General features: G+C 61.7%; 19 protein-coding genes. 11 read left to right on the forward strand and 8 right to left on the reverse strand.

The window, feature by feature from the left end; genetic code table 11:
* Positions 1-106 precede the first annotated feature (106 nt).
* Positions 107-976 carry a PhzF family phenazine biosynthesis protein gene (locus tag AC1DVN_RS22360; protein WP_230091136.1) on the forward strand — a complete coding sequence of 290 codons (870 nt, stop codon included), beginning with the start codon at positions 107-109 and terminating at the stop codon, positions 974-976.
* A gap of 88 nt (positions 977-1064) precedes the next feature.
* On the forward strand, positions 1065-1490 hold the full coding sequence (locus tag AC1DVN_RS22365) for a DUF6069 family protein (RefSeq protein WP_029255162.1): 426 nt from the start codon (positions 1065-1067) through the stop codon (positions 1488-1490).
* Here the strand turns inward: AC1DVN_RS22365 and AC1DVN_RS22370 are convergent.
* From AC1DVN_RS22370 to AC1DVN_RS22390, 5 genes are all read right to left on the reverse strand, one after another.
* Positions 1487-2320 (reverse strand): ANTAR domain-containing protein, encoded by an 834-nt coding sequence (locus AC1DVN_RS22370; RefSeq protein ID WP_477845910.1) that lies wholly within the window; start codon positions 2318-2320, stop codon positions 1487-1489. The genes AC1DVN_RS22365 and AC1DVN_RS22370 overlap by 4 nt on opposite strands.
* A gap of 76 nt (positions 2321-2396) precedes the next feature.
* Positions 2397-2966 carry an RNA polymerase sigma factor gene (locus tag AC1DVN_RS22375; protein ID WP_021333021.1) on the reverse strand — a complete coding sequence of 190 codons (570 nt, stop codon included), beginning with the start codon at positions 2964-2966 and terminating at the stop codon, positions 2397-2399.
* An 84-nt stretch (positions 2967-3050) separates the two neighbouring features.
* Positions 3051-4562 (reverse strand): cobyric acid synthase, encoded by a 1512-nt coding sequence (locus tag AC1DVN_RS22380; RefSeq protein WP_477845909.1) that lies wholly within the window; start codon positions 4560-4562, stop codon positions 3051-3053.
* A gap of 8 nt (positions 4563-4570) precedes the next feature.
* Entirely contained in the window at positions 4571-5428 is an 858-nt protein-coding gene (map, locus tag AC1DVN_RS22385; RefSeq protein WP_042951658.1) for a type I methionyl aminopeptidase, read from the reverse strand.
* A gap of 29 nt (positions 5429-5457) precedes the next feature.
* Positions 5458-6177, reverse strand: coding sequence for a transglutaminase domain-containing protein (locus AC1DVN_RS22390; RefSeq protein WP_046378409.1), 720 nt, complete (start codon positions 6175-6177; stop codon positions 5458-5460).
* A 53-nt stretch (positions 6178-6230) separates the two neighbouring features.
* Between AC1DVN_RS22390 and AC1DVN_RS22395 the strand changes: the two genes are divergently transcribed.
* The 4 genes from AC1DVN_RS22395 to AC1DVN_RS22410 all read left to right on the forward strand — a co-directional run bounded on the left by AC1DVN_RS22395 (position 6231) and on the right by AC1DVN_RS22410 (position 8996).
* Complete coding sequence (locus AC1DVN_RS22395) at positions 6231-6581, forward strand: DMT family transporter (RefSeq protein WP_046379886.1); 351 nt, start codon at positions 6231-6233, stop codon at positions 6579-6581.
* Complete coding sequence (locus tag AC1DVN_RS22400; RefSeq protein WP_019748027.1) at positions 6578-6904, forward strand: DMT family transporter; 327 nt, start codon at positions 6578-6580, stop codon at positions 6902-6904. The genes AC1DVN_RS22395 and AC1DVN_RS22400 overlap by 4 nt, the downstream gene beginning before the upstream one ends.
* A gap of 54 nt (positions 6905-6958) precedes the next feature.
* Complete coding sequence (locus AC1DVN_RS22405; RefSeq protein WP_020907402.1) at positions 6959-7777, forward strand: helix-turn-helix transcriptional regulator; 819 nt, start codon at positions 6959-6961, stop codon at positions 7775-7777.
* A 142-nt stretch (positions 7778-7919) separates the two neighbouring features.
* A complete protein-coding gene (locus AC1DVN_RS22410) occupies positions 7920-8996 on the forward strand; it encodes an ABC transporter substrate-binding protein (RefSeq protein WP_020907401.1) in 1077 nt (358 codons plus the stop codon).
* Between the two features lie 17 nt (positions 8997-9013).
* Here the strand turns inward: AC1DVN_RS22410 and AC1DVN_RS22415 are convergent, their stop codons facing one another.
* Positions 9014-9481: a GNAT family N-acetyltransferase gene (locus AC1DVN_RS22415; protein WP_477994236.1), complete on the reverse strand. Its 468-nt coding sequence runs from the start codon at positions 9479-9481 to the stop codon at positions 9014-9016.
* Positions 9482-9643: 162 nt separating this feature from the next.
* On the opposite strand from AC1DVN_RS22415, the gene AC1DVN_RS22420 reads away from it, so the two are divergent.
* Together AC1DVN_RS22420 and AC1DVN_RS22425 are read left to right on the forward strand one after the other, a co-directional pair.
* A complete protein-coding gene (locus AC1DVN_RS22420; RefSeq protein ID WP_019748023.1) occupies positions 9644-10042 on the forward strand; it encodes a DUF7144 family membrane protein in 399 nt (132 codons plus the stop codon).
* A gap of 78 nt (positions 10043-10120) precedes the next feature.
* A complete protein-coding gene (locus tag AC1DVN_RS22425) occupies positions 10121-11566 on the forward strand; it encodes an ABC transporter ATP-binding protein (RefSeq protein ID WP_046379885.1) in 1446 nt (481 codons plus the stop codon).
* On the opposite strand, the gene AC1DVN_RS22430 is transcribed toward AC1DVN_RS22425, so the two are convergent.
* Together AC1DVN_RS22430 and AC1DVN_RS22435 are read right to left on the reverse strand one after the other, a co-directional pair.
* The gene (locus tag AC1DVN_RS22430) at positions 11544-11921 is read right to left on the reverse strand and encodes an SHOCT domain-containing protein (RefSeq protein ID WP_020969370.1); all 378 of its coding nucleotides are present in this window, start codon (positions 11919-11921) and stop codon (positions 11544-11546) included. The two genes, AC1DVN_RS22425 and AC1DVN_RS22430, sit on opposite strands and share 23 nt — an antisense overlap.
* Positions 11922-12052: 131 nt before the next feature.
* Complete coding sequence (locus AC1DVN_RS22435) at positions 12053-12304, reverse strand: three-helix bundle dimerization domain-containing protein (RefSeq protein WP_019748020.1); 252 nt, start codon at positions 12302-12304, stop codon at positions 12053-12055.
* 219 nt (positions 12305-12523) lie between these two features.
* Here AC1DVN_RS22435 and ppk2 point away from each other — a divergent pair, with 219 nt between their 5' ends.
* Genes ppk2 through AC1DVN_RS22450 form a run of 3 tightly spaced genes read left to right on the forward strand, consistent with a single transcriptional unit; the run spans position 12524 to position 17772 of the window.
* Positions 12524-13291, forward strand: a complete 768-nt coding sequence (gene ppk2, locus AC1DVN_RS22440; RefSeq protein ID WP_153212522.1) for a polyphosphate kinase 2 — start codon at positions 12524-12526, stop codon at positions 13289-13291.
* A 27-nt stretch (positions 13292-13318) separates the two neighbouring features.
* Positions 13319-16081: a cation-translocating P-type ATPase gene (locus tag AC1DVN_RS22445; protein WP_477994237.1), complete on the forward strand. Its 2763-nt coding sequence runs from the start codon at positions 13319-13321 to the stop codon at positions 16079-16081.
* Positions 16078-17772 carry a SulP family inorganic anion transporter gene (locus AC1DVN_RS22450; RefSeq protein ID WP_019748017.1) on the forward strand — a complete coding sequence of 565 codons (1695 nt, stop codon included), beginning with the start codon at positions 16078-16080 and terminating at the stop codon, positions 17770-17772. Before AC1DVN_RS22445 ends, AC1DVN_RS22450 begins: the two co-directional genes overlap by 4 nt.
* Positions 17773-17803 lie beyond the last annotated feature (31 nt).

A 17803-nucleotide genomic window follows, 5' to 3' on the forward strand; every position in this document is an offset into this window, starting at 1 on the left:
GCCGTGCGGCCGGTTTGTTCCGGAGGCAGTCCAGTTCGAAGATCGCGGACCGCAATCGCGCGATGTCTCTTCCCCCGATGGACGACAGCGGACAAAGATGGTCGGCATGGCAACTTCTCACGACATCCTCCGACTGACTGCGTTCAGTTCGGATCCGGCCGGCGGTAATCCCGCCGGCGTGCTGCTCGACGCCCGCGGGCTCGACGACCCCGAATTACAATCCGTTGCAGCCGAAGTCGGGTATGCCGAGACGGCGTTCCTCATCGAACCGGAACTCGGAGGCAACCCGCGCCACAGCCGGATCCGGTACTTCTCCCCTATCGCCGAAGTACCGTTCTGCGGTCATGCCACTATTGCGACGGCCATCGCTCTCACCGAGCGAGACGGCGACGGAACCTTCACATTCGAAACACCGATCGGACCGGTATCCATCGACACGGCGACCGACGAGGACGGAAGGTCGACCGCGACCTTCACCAGCGTCGAACCGTCGGTCTCGCCGATCGATCACGCCGTGCTGACAGCGCTGCTCGGGCTCATCGGCGTCGATTCGTCTGCGCTCGACGCGCGGTATCCCGCAATGCTTTCGTACGCCGGCAACACTCACCCGATCGTCGTACTTCGTGATCAGTCGACATTCGACGAGTTCACCTTCGATCCATCCGCAATGCGAATTCTGATGGACGCGCAGGGGTGGGCCGGCACGGTGACAATCCTGCACCCCCTCGACGACAACACCTTCGAAGCCCGAAATCTGTTTCCGGTGGGAAACATCGTCGAGGATCCTGCAACCGGGTCCGCAGCGGCGTCGACCGGCGGTTACCTGCGCAAACTCGAACCCGCGGCCACTCCGCGGCGGATCACCATCCACCAGGGCCGACACGTCGGGCGTCCCAGTGTGCTCGAGGTCGACATCCCAGTCGACGGCGGTATCTCGGTCACCGGCACCGCAGTGCCCGTCGTCGACGGGCAATAGTCAACCTCAGCGATGAGTTTCTGCCCGCCGGCGGGTCTATTCACCAGAGCGACGTCACAAGACCATCGCATCGAGCCGGGAGAACACCATGTCTGCAATCACGTCAACCGCACACAACCTCCACGTCACCAAGCCACGTGCCGTACTCGGCGCCACGGTAATTGCTCTCGTCGTCAATCTGATCCTGTGGTTGATCGGCCTCGCATTGGGCGGATCCTTCGAGATGACAGATCAGGGAAAGCCGGCGAGCGTCGCGCCTGGTGGGGTCATCACATTGACGGTGGTGCCACTGCTGGTCGGTTTGTCGGTCGCAATGTTGATCTCACTGAAGTGGGAGCCGATCATCCGCATCGCCCAGATCGTGGGTGCAGTCGTGGCGCTCGGCACCATCGCTTTGACCATTGCCGCAGACTTCGACGCCGCCAGCACGGTCATGCTCGCGCTGATGCACGTGGTTGTCGCCGCGGGCGTCGTCGTCGCGCTCGAGGCTGTACGTCGGTCCCCCTCGAACTAGACAGCGGTAGGCGGCGCCGAATACGTCTCGACGATCTCGGCTGCCACGTCGCGCAACCGGGTATTCGTCGTCTGAGACTGCTTGCGCAGCATGTGAAATGCGGTGTCGGCGTCGATCCGATGGATGGCCATCAGCATGCCTTTGGCCTGTTCGATCGGCGCCCGGGTCTCGAGCGCACGTTGCAAGGCATCAGCCACCGCCTTGGCGGACTTGAAACGAGAGAAGTCGCCGATCGCGCGTGAGACCGTTGTCGTGAGAATCTCCATGACATCCGCGTCGACGCGGTCGAATGCCGCTGAGTCGCGTCCGTACAGGTTGAACGAACCCAGTCGCTGATCCGGCGTGAAGAGCGGCGCCGCGAGAAAGGACTTGATCCCTTCGTCCTTCGCCGCCGCCGCGAACCGCGGCCAGCGTTCCGCGCTGGTCTCGGCATCGACGACAACGGTTTCACCGCTTCGAGCGGCATGCAGACATGGTCCGTCGCCGGCGTCGTATTGCTCGATGTCGACACGCAGAGTCCGCGAATCGGTATGAACGGCGGTGTAGGTCTGCCCGGCCAGATCGATGGTGACGCCGATGCTGTCGGCGCCCTCGATGGCGTCGTTCGCGATTTCGACGGCGCGCTGGAGCAAAACCACGAGTTCGTCCTCGTCGCCGATACTTCCTCCGAGCGCTGCCAGCAACTCCCGGACCGCGCTTGCAGTCAGCCGAGTTTCCGCAGCCTCGACGGCGACGTCAGCACCCGTTGCCGTCGCATCGTCCGGCATTACCGACGGCACCGAATCCTCGGTTCTCGGGTCGAAGCCTCTGGGGTCGAAAGCGGTATCCACGACGAAGCATTCTTCCAGCTACCCGGGCCGTCAGGAGAGTGAGTTCGGTGACAGAACCCGGCAAACCGCCGAGTCGTCATCGCCATCGGTCGAGCGCGAGACCCAGATTCCGCCTCGCGCGAGTGTGTTGGCCGCGCACCGCGTCCGGACTCAGTTCCAGGACAACTGCGATCTGTGGATACGTCATGCCCTCCACTTCCCGCAAGACCCAGGCGGCGCGCTGACGCAGCGGTAGACGATCGAGTTCGGCTTCAAGGGCGTCGAGAAATGCTGTGCCGCATACTTCCTCGCTCGGATCGCGCAATCGAGTATCGACTTCGTCCCGAAGTCCGTCGACATCGGCGGCGCAGGAGCCGACTTTTCGATGGACATCCGAGATCTTGCGAGAACAGATCGCGAACAACCAGGTCTTGATGCTCGAGCGCCGCTGAAACCCCGGAAGTTGGCGCCAGGCGGCAACGCAGGTTTCCTGGACGATGTCGTCGACGTCACTCTCACTGGTGACGAGTCGACGGGCAAATCGATACAAGTGCGGGCCGTATCGGCGAACGATGACGTCGAAGGCCGCATGATCGCCGAGCATTGCCGAGTCGACCAGCACCTCGTCACTGAAGTCGGTAAGCAAGCCGTCGAATTGATCTGTCACCGCGCACACTCCTACTAGGGAGCCGTCGCGGGAGTGAGGCCTGGCTATTCTACCGCGTGCACGCCGACGCCCGCGGGAGCGCTCTCAGGCTTCGAGTGCGGAGGCAATGACGGGAAGCCCGACAGGCGCCCCACCGTTGATCAGTTTCTCGAGTAGATCCTGATCGAGGTGCTGCTCGACGAGATCAGCGAGAAGGTCGAGTTGTTGTTCTCGCACCGCGGCAACCGAGGTGTCGGGTGCAGCAACAAAACCGGGAACCGCGATCTCACGCAGCAGGCTGCGCCGAAAGTCGTCACTCTCCAGGAGACCATGCCAGTGTGTCCCTCGAACAGACCCTCGCACACTGCCTTCCGGCACACCGCTCGAGTCCGCCAGCAATGGGCGGTCCCCGTTGCGCACGACGCGTCCGTGATGAATCTCGTACCCTGACACCGAGATACCGTCGGCGGAACCGGTTACCTGCGCCAGCACTTTGTCCGGAGCGAATTCGATGTCGAGGTCCAGCAGACCGAGTCCTGCGGTGATCCCTGATCCTGATTCGACGTCATCGACGATGGAGTTACCCAGCATCTGGTATCCGCCGCAGACTCCCAGCACTGCCTGCCCGCGGCCCGCTCGGGCGATGATCTCGTCAGCCAGGCCGGTACTACGCAACCACTCGAGGTCACTCACGGTGGACTTACTACCGGGAATCACCACGAGGTCTGCGTCGCGGATCCGCGACGGATCGGTCACCCACGAAACTGCCACGCCCGGTTCACATGCCAGCGCCTCGACATCCGTCGAGTTGGAGATGCGCGGGAGCCGGACCGCAGCAACGGTGAGCCAAGCCGAACCGACGGGTGGGCCAGGGCGCCCTACCGGGGCGTTGCCGGTGACGCCAAGCGAATCCTCGGCGTCGAGCCAAAGATCGTCGGCAAACGGGATCACTCCGAGAGTGGGTCGACCGGTGAGGCTGCGCAGTTGATCCAGTCCGGGTTCCAACAGTGCAACGTCACCGCGGAATTTGTTGATCACAAATCCCGCGATCAATGCCTGGTCGCTCGGCGAGAGCACAGCAACGGTCCCGAACAGATGGGCCAGGACGCCGCCGCGATCGATGTCACCGACGACGACGACCGGAATCTGCGCAGCCTCAGCCAATCCCATGTTGGCAAGATCCGTTGCGCGCAAGTTGATTTCGGCCGGTGAACCGGCGCCTTCACAGATCACGACGTCGAACTCGGATCGAAGCGATTCGAGATCTTCGGCCACGACGGCGCGAAGCCACTGCCGATGCTGCATGTAATCGCGAGCACCCACCGTGGTCATCGCCTTGCCCCGAACGACCAGTTGCGAAGTGCGATCACTCCCCGGCTTGAGCAGCACGGGATTGAATCGAACACTCGGCTCCAGACCGCATGCCCGCGCCTGAAGTGCCTGCGCACGGCCGATCTCTCCGCCGTCCAGCGTGACCACGGAGTTGTTCGACATGTTCTGCGCCTTGAACGGCGCCACTCGGACGCCTCGACGCGCCAACATGCGACACAATCCGGCTACCAGAACGCTCTTGCCTGCGTCGGAAGTAGTGCCGGCTACCAGCAGAGCGCCGCGCATCGCCGAACTCAAGGCAGGGTGAGAATCTCTGCACCGGTCTCGGTGACCACCAAGGTGTGCTCGAACTGCGCCGTCCACTTACGGTCCTTGGTGACGACGGTCCAGCCGTCCTCCCAGATCTCGTAGTCGATACCACCGAGGTTGATCATCGGTTCGATCGTGAAGACCATGCCCGGTTCGATGATCGTCTCGACCGCGGGCTCGTCGTAGTGCAGGATCACGAGGCCGTTGTGGAAGGTCTCGCCGATTCCGTGTCCGGTGAAGTCCCGGACGACGCCGTACCCGAACCGATGGGCGTAGGACTCGATGACGCGTCCGATCACGTTGAGCGCGCGGCCGGGCTTGACGGCTTTGACGGCCCGCATCGTTGCCTCGTGTGTGCGCTCGACGAGCAAGCGGTTCTCTTCGGACACGTCACCGGCGAGGAACGTCGCATTGGTGTCCCCGTGCACTCCGTTGATGTATGCGGTGACGTCGATATTGACGATGTCTCCGTCCTGGATCACGGTCGAGTCGGGGATTCCGTGGCAGATCACCTCGTTGAGAGACGTGCAGCACGACTTGGGAAAGCTCTTGTAGCCCAACGTCGACGGGTATGCGCCGTGGTCGAGCATGAACTCGTGTGCGATGCGGTCGAGCTCGTCGGTCGTGACACCGGGAGCGACAGCCTTGCCGGCTTCCTGCAGCGCGCCGGCAGCGATCTTGCTGGCGATGCGCATCGCCTCGATCGTCTCCGGCGTCTGAACCCAGGGCTCGTTGCCCTCTTTGGCGGTCGGCTTCCACGCGTACTCGGGCCGCTCGATCTTCGAGGGCACAGCGAGGACGGGAGAGACGGTTCCAGGGACCAATGGGGTACGCACAGACATGCAGAACAGCCTAGACCTCGCGTCGCGCGTCAGCCGGATGCACTCCAGTTCCGGAAAACCGGATCGACGAGAATTCTGATGGGGGTCGACATCGTCTGTCCGAATTCCTCGAAGAGCTTGTCGCGAGATTCGAAGGTGCCCAGATCACGGTCGACGAATTCGGAGAAGTCCAAGCAATCGCACGAAATTGATTTGCCCCAACTGATCGGAGCGCGTCCGATCGCGTCGAACAGTGTCTCCTCGCCGGTATTCGTGAACGGTTCGAGCGCTGAGACCACCGCAGGTGAAACGATCTCGGAGATGTCCTGCCAGCGCCCGTCGACCAGAAATTCCGGCCACGCCAGCAGCACTGACTTCGGAATCACCGCATGTAGACGCCGAAATCTCGGGTACCAGAACTCCCCACGAAGTACGAGACCGCGAACTCGGGTGGCGATACCTCGGCGGCGAGCCAACGCTTCGACGATAGCCAGTCTCTGACTGCATGATCCGCGTCCTCGGCTCAATGTCACCGAGACGGGTTGCCGGTCGTCGAGGCCGTACACCGGCCGAATATTTGCAGCGACGCTGCGATGCGCCGACACCAGGAACTCCTGCGCCGACTGGATCGCACCTTCTGCAATGTCCTCGTAGAGGCGAGCCACGTCATCGTGGCCCCAGTCGAGAATCGGCGTCGCGGTTATATCGCCACCGGACACATCGTGGCGGATGTCACCTTCGCGGATTCCGCCGAGCAGCACGCACGTCATGTCTCGACCGTAGTGCGCGACCGGAATCGGTGGAGCCTGACAGAATCCGAACCGTGAAGAAATGGCTGCTGTTGATCACCGCGATCCTGACCGAGGTGTCTGCGACTCTGGCTCTGCGCGCGGCCCTCGATCACCCCGCCTGGTACGTCGTGGTCGTCGGCGGATATCTCGCAGCATTCACCGCGTTGTCGTTCGTCCTGCGGGAGGGCATGGGACTCGGTGTTGCATACGGAATCTGGGGCGCAACCGGAGTTGTCCTGACCGCGGTGTTCGCGACTTTCCTTTTCGGCGACCCCCTGACAGCCACCATGGGCGTCGGCATTGCCCTGGTCATCGGCGGAGTCCTCTGCGTTGAACTCGGTTCCCAGGTTGCTGCCGACAGCGGGCCGGCGGACCCGGCATGACCTTCGTATTTCTGATCGCTGCAATTATTTCCGAGGTCACCGCGACGTTGTCACTACGGATGGCGTCGCAGGACGGCAGCGACAAACGATGGCTCGCGGTTGTCACCGTGGGGTACCTCGCCGCTTTCGCTTTCCTCACGCTCGCACTCGACGCGGGCCTGACGATCGGCGTTGCGTACGGCATCTGGACTGCTTGCGGGGTGGCGCTGACGGCAATCGCATCCCGCATTCTCTTTCGCGAACCGCTGACCAAGCTCATGATCGTGGGGATCGGCCTTATCGCGGCAGGCGTGCTTCTCATCGAACTCGGTGCGGGCCACTGAGCCCAGCAAACAGGGTGTAAGGTTTACCTAACTTTGCTTTGGAGGTAGTCCGCGGTGCCGATCCCTGCCCTGCGTGAAATCGACGGTGGCCTCCACCTGTCGGATTCCGACCGCCACACTCCGATGGCGCGCGCCGTCCCGGCGCCGTTCCAACTGACGACGTACATCGTCGAGACCGACCACATCACCCAGTGGCCACAGCACGCTCATGCCGAGCACGAACTCATCTGGTCCGACCGCGGCGTCGTCAACATGATCATCGACAATCAACTCTGGACCGTCACGCCCGGCGTCGGCCTGTGGATCCCTCGCGGGGTCCTCCACGAAGGTCAAGCCAATCCCCACGTCGCATTCCGCGCCACTCTCTTCACCCCCGAGTTGTGGACTCCCACCTGGAACGAACCGTGCATCGTGACCTTGAGTGAGGCAGCCCGGGTACTGCTGATACACCTCGCCCATACCGGAATGCCTGCAGAACAACGCCTTCGGGCACAGCAGGTCTGTGTCGATCTCCTCACCCCGGCATCGGCACCTCACTTCGACGTACCGATCCCCCGCGATCCCCGGCTTCGACAACTCGTCGACAAAGTGTTGTCGGATCCCGCCGACGATCGGTCACTCGACCAGTGGGCGCACGTTCTCAACCTCAGCCGACGCACGGTCACCCGGATTTTTGCCGCGGAACTTGCGCTCAGTTTTGCGCAATGGCGCACTCTGGTTCGCATGAGCACAGCACTGGGCATGCTCGGGACCGGGATGAGTGTGAACGCCGTCAGCCGTCGAGTCGGCTACGGGACGTCGAGCTCGTTCATCGCTGCTTTTCGTAAGACGGTCGGCTACACCCCTGGCAATGCGCTCGCCGCTGTCAACTGACTCGAGCCTGACCTGTTGTCGACATCTGCTGGCCCCTTCGCTACACGCACGCGCCCTACATTCACTTAGGTAAGCCTGCTCTCATGTGCGTACCGCACTGAGTCGTGCAAGCACTTCCCCGATCAATCCCGAGGAGTTTCGCGTGTTCAGATCTGCCCGTCAGAGAATTCGTCCCCAACGGAAGAGGCGAATTGTCGTTGCGCTGATGGTGGCGGCCGCACTGCCTCTGACCGCCTGCACGCAGTCGTCATCGGACGCCCAGGAAAATAGTTCGTCGGCATCTGCTGTCGAGGACGGCGCATACCCCGTCACGATCGAGCACGCATTCGGCGGCACCACCATCGACAAGGAACCGACCAGGATCCTCACCCTCGATTCCGCAGCGGCCGACACTGTCATCGCCCTTGGCGTCACTCCGATTGCAATGCAGAAGGACTCGTGGGCCGGCGACGCCGACGGCTTCCTCCCGTGGACGCGCGCGGAACTCGAGAAGTCGGGCCAGCCGCTGCCCACACCGGCGCCGTACTACTCCGACAGCGGTGAGCTTCTGTTCGAGCAAATCCTCAATGCCGCACCCGACCTGATTCTGGCCCCGTACTCCGGTTTCTCCGAGCAGGACTATCAGCGCCTGAGCTCGATCGCCCCGACACTCCCCTACGACACCAAGCCGTACCAGCCGAGTTCGTGGCAAAACCTCGCCACCGATGTCGGCAAGGCCTTGGGGCGCCCGGCCCAGACCGCGGATTTGATCAAGTCCGTCGAAAAGACGGTGGAAGAGTCGAAGACCAGCCATCCTGAATTCAATGGAGTCACGTTCGCCTTCGGGTCCTACATCCGCGAAGGCGAAACCGAGACCGCCATCTACGGCCCGGACGATCCGCGCGTGAAGTTCGTCGAAAACCTCGGGCTCACAGTTGCTCCCGACGTGGTCAACGGTGCCAAGAACTTTGCAGGCGACTCGTTCCTGTTCGGCATCAGCATGGAAAAGCTCGACACGATAAACACCGACGTATATCTCGGATGGGCAAGCGATCAGTCGGAAGTCGACAGCACGTTGGCCAACACCCTGTTCGCACGGTGGCCGGTTATCGCCAACGGGAAGGACTTGTGGATCACCGACAATCGCCTGACAGCCGCCACCATGTACGTCAGCGTTTTGAGCGTTCCATGGGCAACTGACGAGCTGGTCCCCCAGTTGACCGAACTGGTTGCGAAGTAGCAGCTCGGCCGTCCTGATCAGAGACTTGTAGGCCACTCACTGCGCAGCGTTGCAAAAACCACAGTGTCGGTCCACTCGTTCTTGATCCACGCGTTCTGCCGAAAATGCGCCTCTCGCCGCAACCCGATTCGCCGCGCGAGTCGCGCCGAGGATTCGTTTCTCGCATCCATCTGCGCGACCACGCGGCGCAATCGGGGTGTCGCGAAGACCAGGTCGATCAGAGCGGTCACAGCTTCCGTCGCGAACCCTCGGCCGCCGAAGTCGGGCGAGAATAGGTCGCGGCGAGACATTCTGGTCTGCACTGCCTCTCGCGCATCGTCCGGGCTCCAGGGTTCGTTGAACAAATACCGGCACACGTCGCTACGCCCGTAGAAGGTGAGAAGGTCCTGATGATCGCCGGGACGGTAGGTACGAAGCACCAGTCGATCCGTCCGAATTGTTACCGGCGCAGTCGTCGGCGTCATGCCTGCGTCCTCCACATCCATGCCGTCACGGTAGATCCTCTCGGATTCGTGGGCGAGCGAATATCGCGAGGATATTCAGCGCTCAATGTTTGATTTGCCCCGTGGCGGGATACTTCACCACCGTAAATAGTCGCAATACGGAGTTACGCCAGGCAATTTCGCACTTGATACCAAGGGGCGGTCATGGCCGAGGAATCACTGGTCAAGCAAGGTGTGGCAAAAGGAAGCGCGCTGGGCGGAGCCGTTCTTCTCGTCACCGTCGGCGTGCTCGAAATTCTCCAAGGCATCTCGGCGATATCCAAAGACGATGTGACCGTCGTCGGCCCTGAATACGCGTACCAATTCGACCTCACCTCCTGGGGATGGATTCACCTCGTACTCGGCGTGCTCGTCACCGCTGTCGGAATCATGCTCTTCACCGGCGCGACGTGGGCACGGGTAGGCGCGATAATCTTCTGTTCGCTGTCGATCCTCGCGAATTTCCTGTGGCTACCCCACTCTCCGTGGTGGTCGATCACCATCATCGCGCTCGACGTATTCGTCATCTGGGCTGTCGCGACATGGAATCCCGACGTGATCTGAGGTCTCGACTCCGGATCCACCCATCGAATTCAGCGTTTTCATCTGTGCGGCAGCAGTTTCCCTCCGGAGAGGAACATGATGGCAAACGGCACGAACGACGGCCCACTCCAGGAGGACGAACGTGCCGAACTATCCAGGTTGCGGCAAGAGGTTGCAACGCTCCGCGAGCAGACTCCCAGCGCCCGCGAAACGACCGTCGAGCAAGTCTCCCGGCCACCTCGACACGGACTGCGGTGGACTGCCGTGGCGATACTGCTGGTGTTGGTCGCGCTCCTTGCCGTCTTGTCCGTGACCACCCGCTTCACCCGTAGTCAGATACTCGACACGGACCGCTACGTCAGTACGGTCGCGCCACTGGGCGAGAACCCCGCCGTTCAGGCCGAGATCACGAATCAGATCACCGACGAGATCTTCGATCGTGTCGACGTCGAGGGGCTCACCACCGACGCACTCACCGCACTGACCGACGTGTCGAATCTTGCGGCCAACGCGCCGCGTCTGGATCAAGCCGTAGTGGGGTTGGCACCGGTGATCGCCGGCCAGGCAAAGAGCTTTGTTCATGACACGGTGGGCTCGCTCGTTCGGTCACAACAGTTCGAGGACTTGTGGATTCAAGCGAACCGATCGGCGCACAACGCACTGGTCTCGGTCATGACCGGAGATTACGGCCCCAATTCCGTCGAAGTCGATCAGAGCGGAACCGTCAGCATTTCGCTCAGTACGATCATCGACAGGGTCAAAGCAGCTTTGATCGACCGCGGCTTCGCCTTCGCAGACAAAATCCCCTCCGTGGACAAGGAATTTGTTCTCTTCCAGTCCCCCGAGCTGGTGAAGGCTCAGCGAGCCGTCTCGGCACTCGACAAGGTCTCAGCGGTGCTGCCGTGGTTGGGAATCGCTTGCGCGGCAGCCGCTGTCGCCGTTGCGCCAACCGGTCGCAGGCTCCGCGCACTGTCCCTGGTCGGCCTGTCGATTGCGTTGGGAATGCTGGTTCTCGCGATCGGAATTCTCATCGGACGCGCAATCTACCTCGACAGTGTGCCCACCGATATCCTCTCGCCAGACGCCGCGACTGCCGTCATCGACACAGTTCTGGTACCACTGCGCACGAGCCTGCGAGCGGTCGCGGTCCTCGGCGTGGTGATAGGGCTCGGGGCCTACCTGGTCGGTGGGTCGTCGTCGGCGATCGCCGTTCGACGAGGCTACGGGCAGGCATTGGACTTCGTCCGGCATTCTTCAAGCGGCCGTACGCCGAATCAGGTGGAGCGGTGGGCCAATCAGCTTCGTGTTCCGCTGCGCTGCGCCATCATCGGCATCGCCGCACTGTTGCTGCTCTTCTGGCGCTACCCCACCGGTCTGGTCGTGGGTTGGATCGTCATCATTGCGCTGGTTGCACTCGTAGCTCTCGAAGTGCTGGTTCGTCCCGCACGCGCCGCCGCGCAGGACGCCCGGCCTGACGACGCCGGAACCGACGACGCCAGGCCTGGGGCAGAAGATACAAAAACTACGCCAGCGCCTTTGCCTTGATTGCCTGGAATTCCTCTTCGTTGATCGCGCCGGAGTCGAGAAGCTCTCTGGCGTCGGCAATCTGCTGAGTCGGAGACCTGCCGGCGACGGTTCGAATGTAGTCACTCTGCGCGTGTATGTGCTGTTGAGCGGCCTCCATCGACCGCCGAGTCATTCCGTCATTCTTGACAACCACGTAGATCATCGCCGACAAGAATGGAATGACGAAGAGGAAAATCATCCACAACGCCTTGGCCCAACCCGAAGTCTCGTGATCACGGAACAAGTCGGTGATGATCGAGAACAACACGCTCAAATACGCCACAAAGGCAAAGCAGACGAAGATGAACCAGAAGAATTCCCAGAAACCTTCCATGTCAACGCTCCCTGTACTCGGTTTACACATAAGGAGTTCGGGAGGCTGACATTCCGCGCCTGAAATCTGCAGTCGGCCAAAACTCCCTGGTCCAAGGTCATTTCAGTATGCGCCGACGACGTCCGTTCCGGCTACAGTTCGAGAGGGTTCAGCACTGCGGACCGTTCATCCATTATCGGAATCACGATCATCCGGTTCGAGATCTCGTGTCTGGCCGCCTTTTCGACAAGGAGAGGCACGAAATCACGTATCCGACACCCCGCAAAACGTTGGTGAATTGTTCGCACTCTGTTTTCGATCTCCGGTGGAGGAACATTCGGATACCGGGAAATCAGGCGAGTGATCACCCGCTCGACGTGGAGCAACTCTTCGTCGCCAGTCATCAATTAATACTCGCGCTGATCGCTGACACCGTCAAGACTCGAAACGGGCTCGAAAACAACACGATTCGAGTCGCGATCCCGGAGAGAATAGGTTGACCGAATACGGGGCATACACATACGAGCGGACGATGCCCCGCGCGCTCACGTCTCCAAGGAGTGGAAGTGGGAAAGAACGCTCGGATTCTTCACGACGACGCGGCACTCGTCGCAGAAAAACCGATGAAGAACAAGGTATACCGCCACGAACTCAAGCCGATGCACGGTGAGCTCGTGGCTTTGCAGGAGTGGGTCAAATCGTCTGGCGCCAAGGTCTGCATCGTGTTCGAAGGCCGAGATACCGCGGGGAAGGGCGGAGTAATCAAAGCCATCACCGAACGCGTGAGTCCACGAGTGTTCCGGGTGGTTGCTCTACCGGCGCCGACCGAGCGAGAGCATTCGCAGATGTATGTCCAGCGTTACGTCCCACATCTCCCGGCGGCGGGCGAGATCGTCATCTTCGACCGAAGTTGGTACAACCGTGCCGGAGTCGAACGAGTGATGGGCTTTTGCACCGAAGAACAGGCTCATCAATTTCTCCAGCTCATTCCGACCGTCGAACGCGCGATCGTGGAATCGGGAGTCATCCTGCTCAAGTACTGGCTCGAGGTCAGCGAAGAACAGCAGCTCTTACGTCTGCAAAGCCGGATCGACGATCCTCGAAAGATCTGGAAGCTGTCGAATCTCGATCTGAAGTCGTTCAGTCATTGGTACGACTACTCGCGTGCTCGCGACGAGATGTTTCGCTTCACCGACACCGGCTGGGCGCCCTGGTATGTCGCAAACAACGACGACAAGAAACGCGGACGACTCAACATCATCAGTCACATTTTGAGTCAGATCCCCTACGAGCCCGTGCAATCCACTGACATCACCCTGCCGAAACGGCAGAAGGCCCACGGCTACCAGACGCCCAAACAACCGCTTCACTGGATTCCGACCCGGTATTGACGATCGCCAAGGAAAGGACGTGCGGTCATGAGCCCCACGCCGTGGCATGCGCAGAGTGGCGAATCAGTCGTGTCCGTACTGCAGTCGGACCAGCAGCGCGGACTGCAATCGAGTGAGGCCGACCAACGTCGACAACGCTACGGGTCGAACGAAATCACCTCGACGCCACCGCCGTCGACGTGGTCGATCGCACTGCTGCAACTGAAAGATCCGATGAACTTGATGCTCGTCGCCGTGGCCGCGGTCAGCATCGCCATCGGTGAAGTGCCGACAGCGATCGTGGTGGCGGTGCTCGTCGTGCTCAACATCGTCCTCGGAACTCGACAGGAGTTGAAGGCACGGGCCAGCGTCGACGCGCTCGCCAAGATGCAGACACCCCAAGCACGTGTCATTCGTGACGGGAACCTGATTCAGCTCGACGCTACCGAACTGGTGCCGGGTGACGTCGTCCAAGTCGAGGCAGGAGACATCATCGCTGCCGACGGGCGGTTGCTCGCCTCGACCACCCTGGAGACACAGGAAGCCGCATTGACCGGGGAAAGCGCGCCGATCCCGAAGGACCCGAAAACGCTGAGCAATGAGGATATTCCACTCGGAGACCGCAGCAATCTGGTGTTCCAGAACACCTCGGTCACCCGCGGCACAGCGACCATGGTGGTCACCGAGACCGGAATGCAGACGCAGATCGGCCAGATCGCGTCGATGTTGTCGGCCGTCGCCCCTGGCAAGTCGCCACTGCAACGAGAATTGGACTCTCTCACCAAACTTCTCGGCATCATCGCGTGGACGGCCGTGATCGTCATCGTCGTCATCGGACTCATTCGTGGTCAGGACCTGACAACGCTTCTGCTCCTTGGTATCGCGATGGGAGTGTCCGCGATTCCGACCGGCCTGCCAACCTTCGTCCAGGCAATGCTGGCCTACGGGGCCCGTCAACTGGCCGATGCCAAGGCCGTCGTGAAGAACCTGACCGACGTCGAAACTCTCGGCGCGACCAGTGCAATCAACTCGGACAAGACCGGCACGCTGACCATGAACCAGATGACCGTCCGATCGCTGTACGTCCACGGCCGTTGGTACACAGTCGACGGCGAAGGCTACGCCAAAGCGGGAAGGATCACGCAGGTTGCCGGCGAGGCACCGCCCGACTTCACCCTTCTCGCATACGGACTGTGTCTCGACAGCGATGCAACGGTTTCCGATTCCGGGGAAGTTGTCGGCGACCCGACCGAGGCCGCACTCGTGGTGCTCGCGGCAAAGATCGGTGCCGACGCCCCACTCACCAGACGGACCTACCCGCGGGTGGCGACGGTTCCGTTCGATTCCGCGTACAAGTTCATGGCCACGTACCACCATCTCGAAGTCGACGGCTCAAGTCAGTTCGTCGGATTGGTCAAGGGCGGACCCGATGTCGTCCTCGCTCGTTGTTCTTCGGCCTTTCTCCCCGGCCGCCGGCAGGTACCGATCGAGGAAGTCCGAGACGAACTCACGGCAGCAAATCAGTCCATGTCCGAGAAGGGTCTTCGGGTGCTGGCATTCGCGGTCAGACGACTCGACGGACGGGAAGACGCTGTCGTGGCGGACCCTATGTCCTTTGTCGAGGACCTGACGTTTGTCGGTATGGCAGGCATCATCGACCCGCTGCGTCCGGAGGCGGTCGATTCGGTGCGAACCGCACACCGGGCCGGCATCGAGGTCCGCATGATCACCGGTGACCATGCCATCACCGCCGCCGCGATCGGTGCCGAACTCGGACTCGGCCCGGGCGCGGTCGGCGGAGCCGAATTGCAAGCGATGACCGATGACGAACTCTCGGCCGCGTTGCCGAACCTGCACGTGTTCGGCCGAGTCACTCCGCAGGACAAACTTCGCTTGGTCGATGTCATGCAGAGCGGTGGCGCCGTGGTCGCGATGACCGGAGATGCTGTCAACGACGCCGCCGCGTTGAAGAAGGCCGATATCGGCGTCGCCATGGGCTCGGGCAGTGAGGTAACCAAACAGGCGGGCAAGATGGTGCTCACCGACGACAACTTCGGAACCCTCATCACCGCGATCACCCTGGGCCGCAACATCTACGGGAAGATCGTCTCGTACATCCGCTACCAGATGTCGAAACTCTTCTCGTTGGTACTCCTCTTCCTCGCTGCGAGCATCTTCAACATCAACGAGGGTGTGGCACTGACACCGCTGATGGTGCTGTTCCAGCACTTCTTCATCACACTGTTCCCCGTCGCCGTGATCATGCTCGACCCGCCGCCACCGGATCTGATGAACAAGCCGCCACGCGATCCCAAGATGCCGATCGCACATCGAAGCGCAGTCGCTCAGTGGCTCGCGTACGGCGTCTTGCAATTTGCCGTGACACTCGCAGCGATGCTTCTCGCACCCGGCGAAATGAGCACTACTGAGGCGAATGTCCCCATGACCACCGCATTCGTAGTGCTCTCTCTCGGTTCGATATTCGCTGGGTTGACCATGCGGCGTGATCCCGAGTCCGGCCTTGTTCCGCCGGTTCTCGGTGCCATCAAGATCTTGACCATCCCCACGGTCGTGACCGTATTTGCCGTCGAGGCGGGTGTTCTCCAGGATCTCCTCATGACAACCTCACTGACCGGCGCCCAGTGGCTCGTCTGCCTAGGCTGGTCGCTGATCATCCCGGTTCTCGTCGAGTTGGAAAAGGCGATCCGACGCCGCCGCCTCTCACCGACACCTGTCGCCATCACCGCGACCACTGCAGTTGCCCCCGAGCGCGCCCGTCACTCCGCTGAGGGAGGGACAATCACACGATGACGTGGACGGAGGGTCTAGGTCGGCTACCGGGGATCGCGACTGCCCGCGGGTACCGCCGCGAATGGCTGCGAACCGACATCACAGCAGGGCTCGTCTTGACGGCCCTGCTGATCCCGGCGGGGATGGGCTACGCCGAGGCCGCCGGATTGCCCGCGTACGCCGGTCTGTACGCAACCATCGTGCCGTTGCTCGCGTACGCGGTAGTCGGACCGTCGAAGATTCTTGTACTCGGGCCTGATTCGTCGCTGGCACCGCTCATCGCCGCCGCAGTCATACCGCTGGCGGTGGTCGGCGATTCGGAGAACGCGCTTGCACTCGCCGGGGTTCTCGCCGTCCTTGTCGGGCTCATCCTGGTGATCGGCGGATTCCTGCGTCTGGGTTTCGTGACCGAACTCCTCTCGAAACCGATCCGCCTCGGCTACCTCAACGCCATCGCGCTCGTCGTCGTAATCGGTCAGATTCCCAAGCTGCTCGGTTTCTCCGTCGACGCGTCCGGCCTCCTCGGTGAAATCGGTGAGATCGGAAAGGCTCTGGCCGGTGGAGATGTCGATCCCCTCGCTGCCGTCATCGGCGTGGGTTCGCTCATTGTCATTGTGGTCTTCCGGCTCTGGGTACCTGTTGTACCCGGTGTGCTGGTCGCCGTCGTCGCGGCAATAGTCTTGTCCGCCGCCGCCGGTCTCACCGATGACATCGGCATGGTCGGCGCACTGCCGGAAGGACTTCCCCTCCCCTCTCTCGGTGGAGTCACCTGGCAGGACGTCGGGCACCTGATCGGACCGGCGGCCGGTATCGCGCTGATTGCCTTCGCCGACACCGGCGTTCTCTCGCGCACCTTCGCCGCCCGACACGGCGAGGACGTGAACGGCAGTACCGAGATGAAGGCGATCGGTGTCGCGAACGTGGCCGGCGGACTGTTCGGCGGATTTCCGATATCGGCGAGCGGATCACGGACGCCGGTAGCCGAACAGAGTGGGGCGCATACACAATTGGCCGGTGTCGTCGGAGCACTCGCCGTCCTGGTGTTTGTCCTCGTCGCTCCCGGACTGACGGCATATCTGCCCGATGCAACACTGGCCGCCGTCGTCATCGTCGCCGCGTGTGCACTGATCGACGTGGGCGGCATGGTCCGCATGTGGCGCATGAGCACCGTGGAATTCGGCCTCGCCGTCGCGGCGTTTCTGGGCGTTGCCCTGGTCGGGGTGCTTCAAGGCATCCTTGTTGCGATCGGACTCTCCTTCGTAGCGGTCATCGCGCAGGTATGGCAGCCACATCGAACCGAACTCGTCGAGACGGGCGAACCCGCGGGATTCCACGACGTCGAACGCCACCCGGACGGACATCGCATCCCCGGCCTCGTGTTGGTGAGATTTGACGCACCACTGTTTTTCGCGAATGGCGAGATCTTCGACGAGTACGTTCGCTCCGTCGTCGCCAAGGCACCCGACCCGGTCGAATGGGTGGTCATTGCCGCCGAGCCGATCACCGGGCTCGACACGACCGCCGTCGACGAACTCGTCGATCTGGATACATTTTTGGAGGGCAAAGGAATTCGATTGGCATTCGCGGAGATGAAAGGTCCGATCAAGGATCGACTCATCCGATTCGGGGTCGGCGACAGGTTCGATTCGACGCACTTCTACCCGACCATCGAAGCGGCCGTGAACGCATTCCGCACCCGAACCGGCGACTGACAACGCCAGGCAATCGGGAGCCTAAGCTGCA

The sequence above is a fragment of the Rhodococcus sp. P4_E4 genome (genome assembly GCF_056401575.1).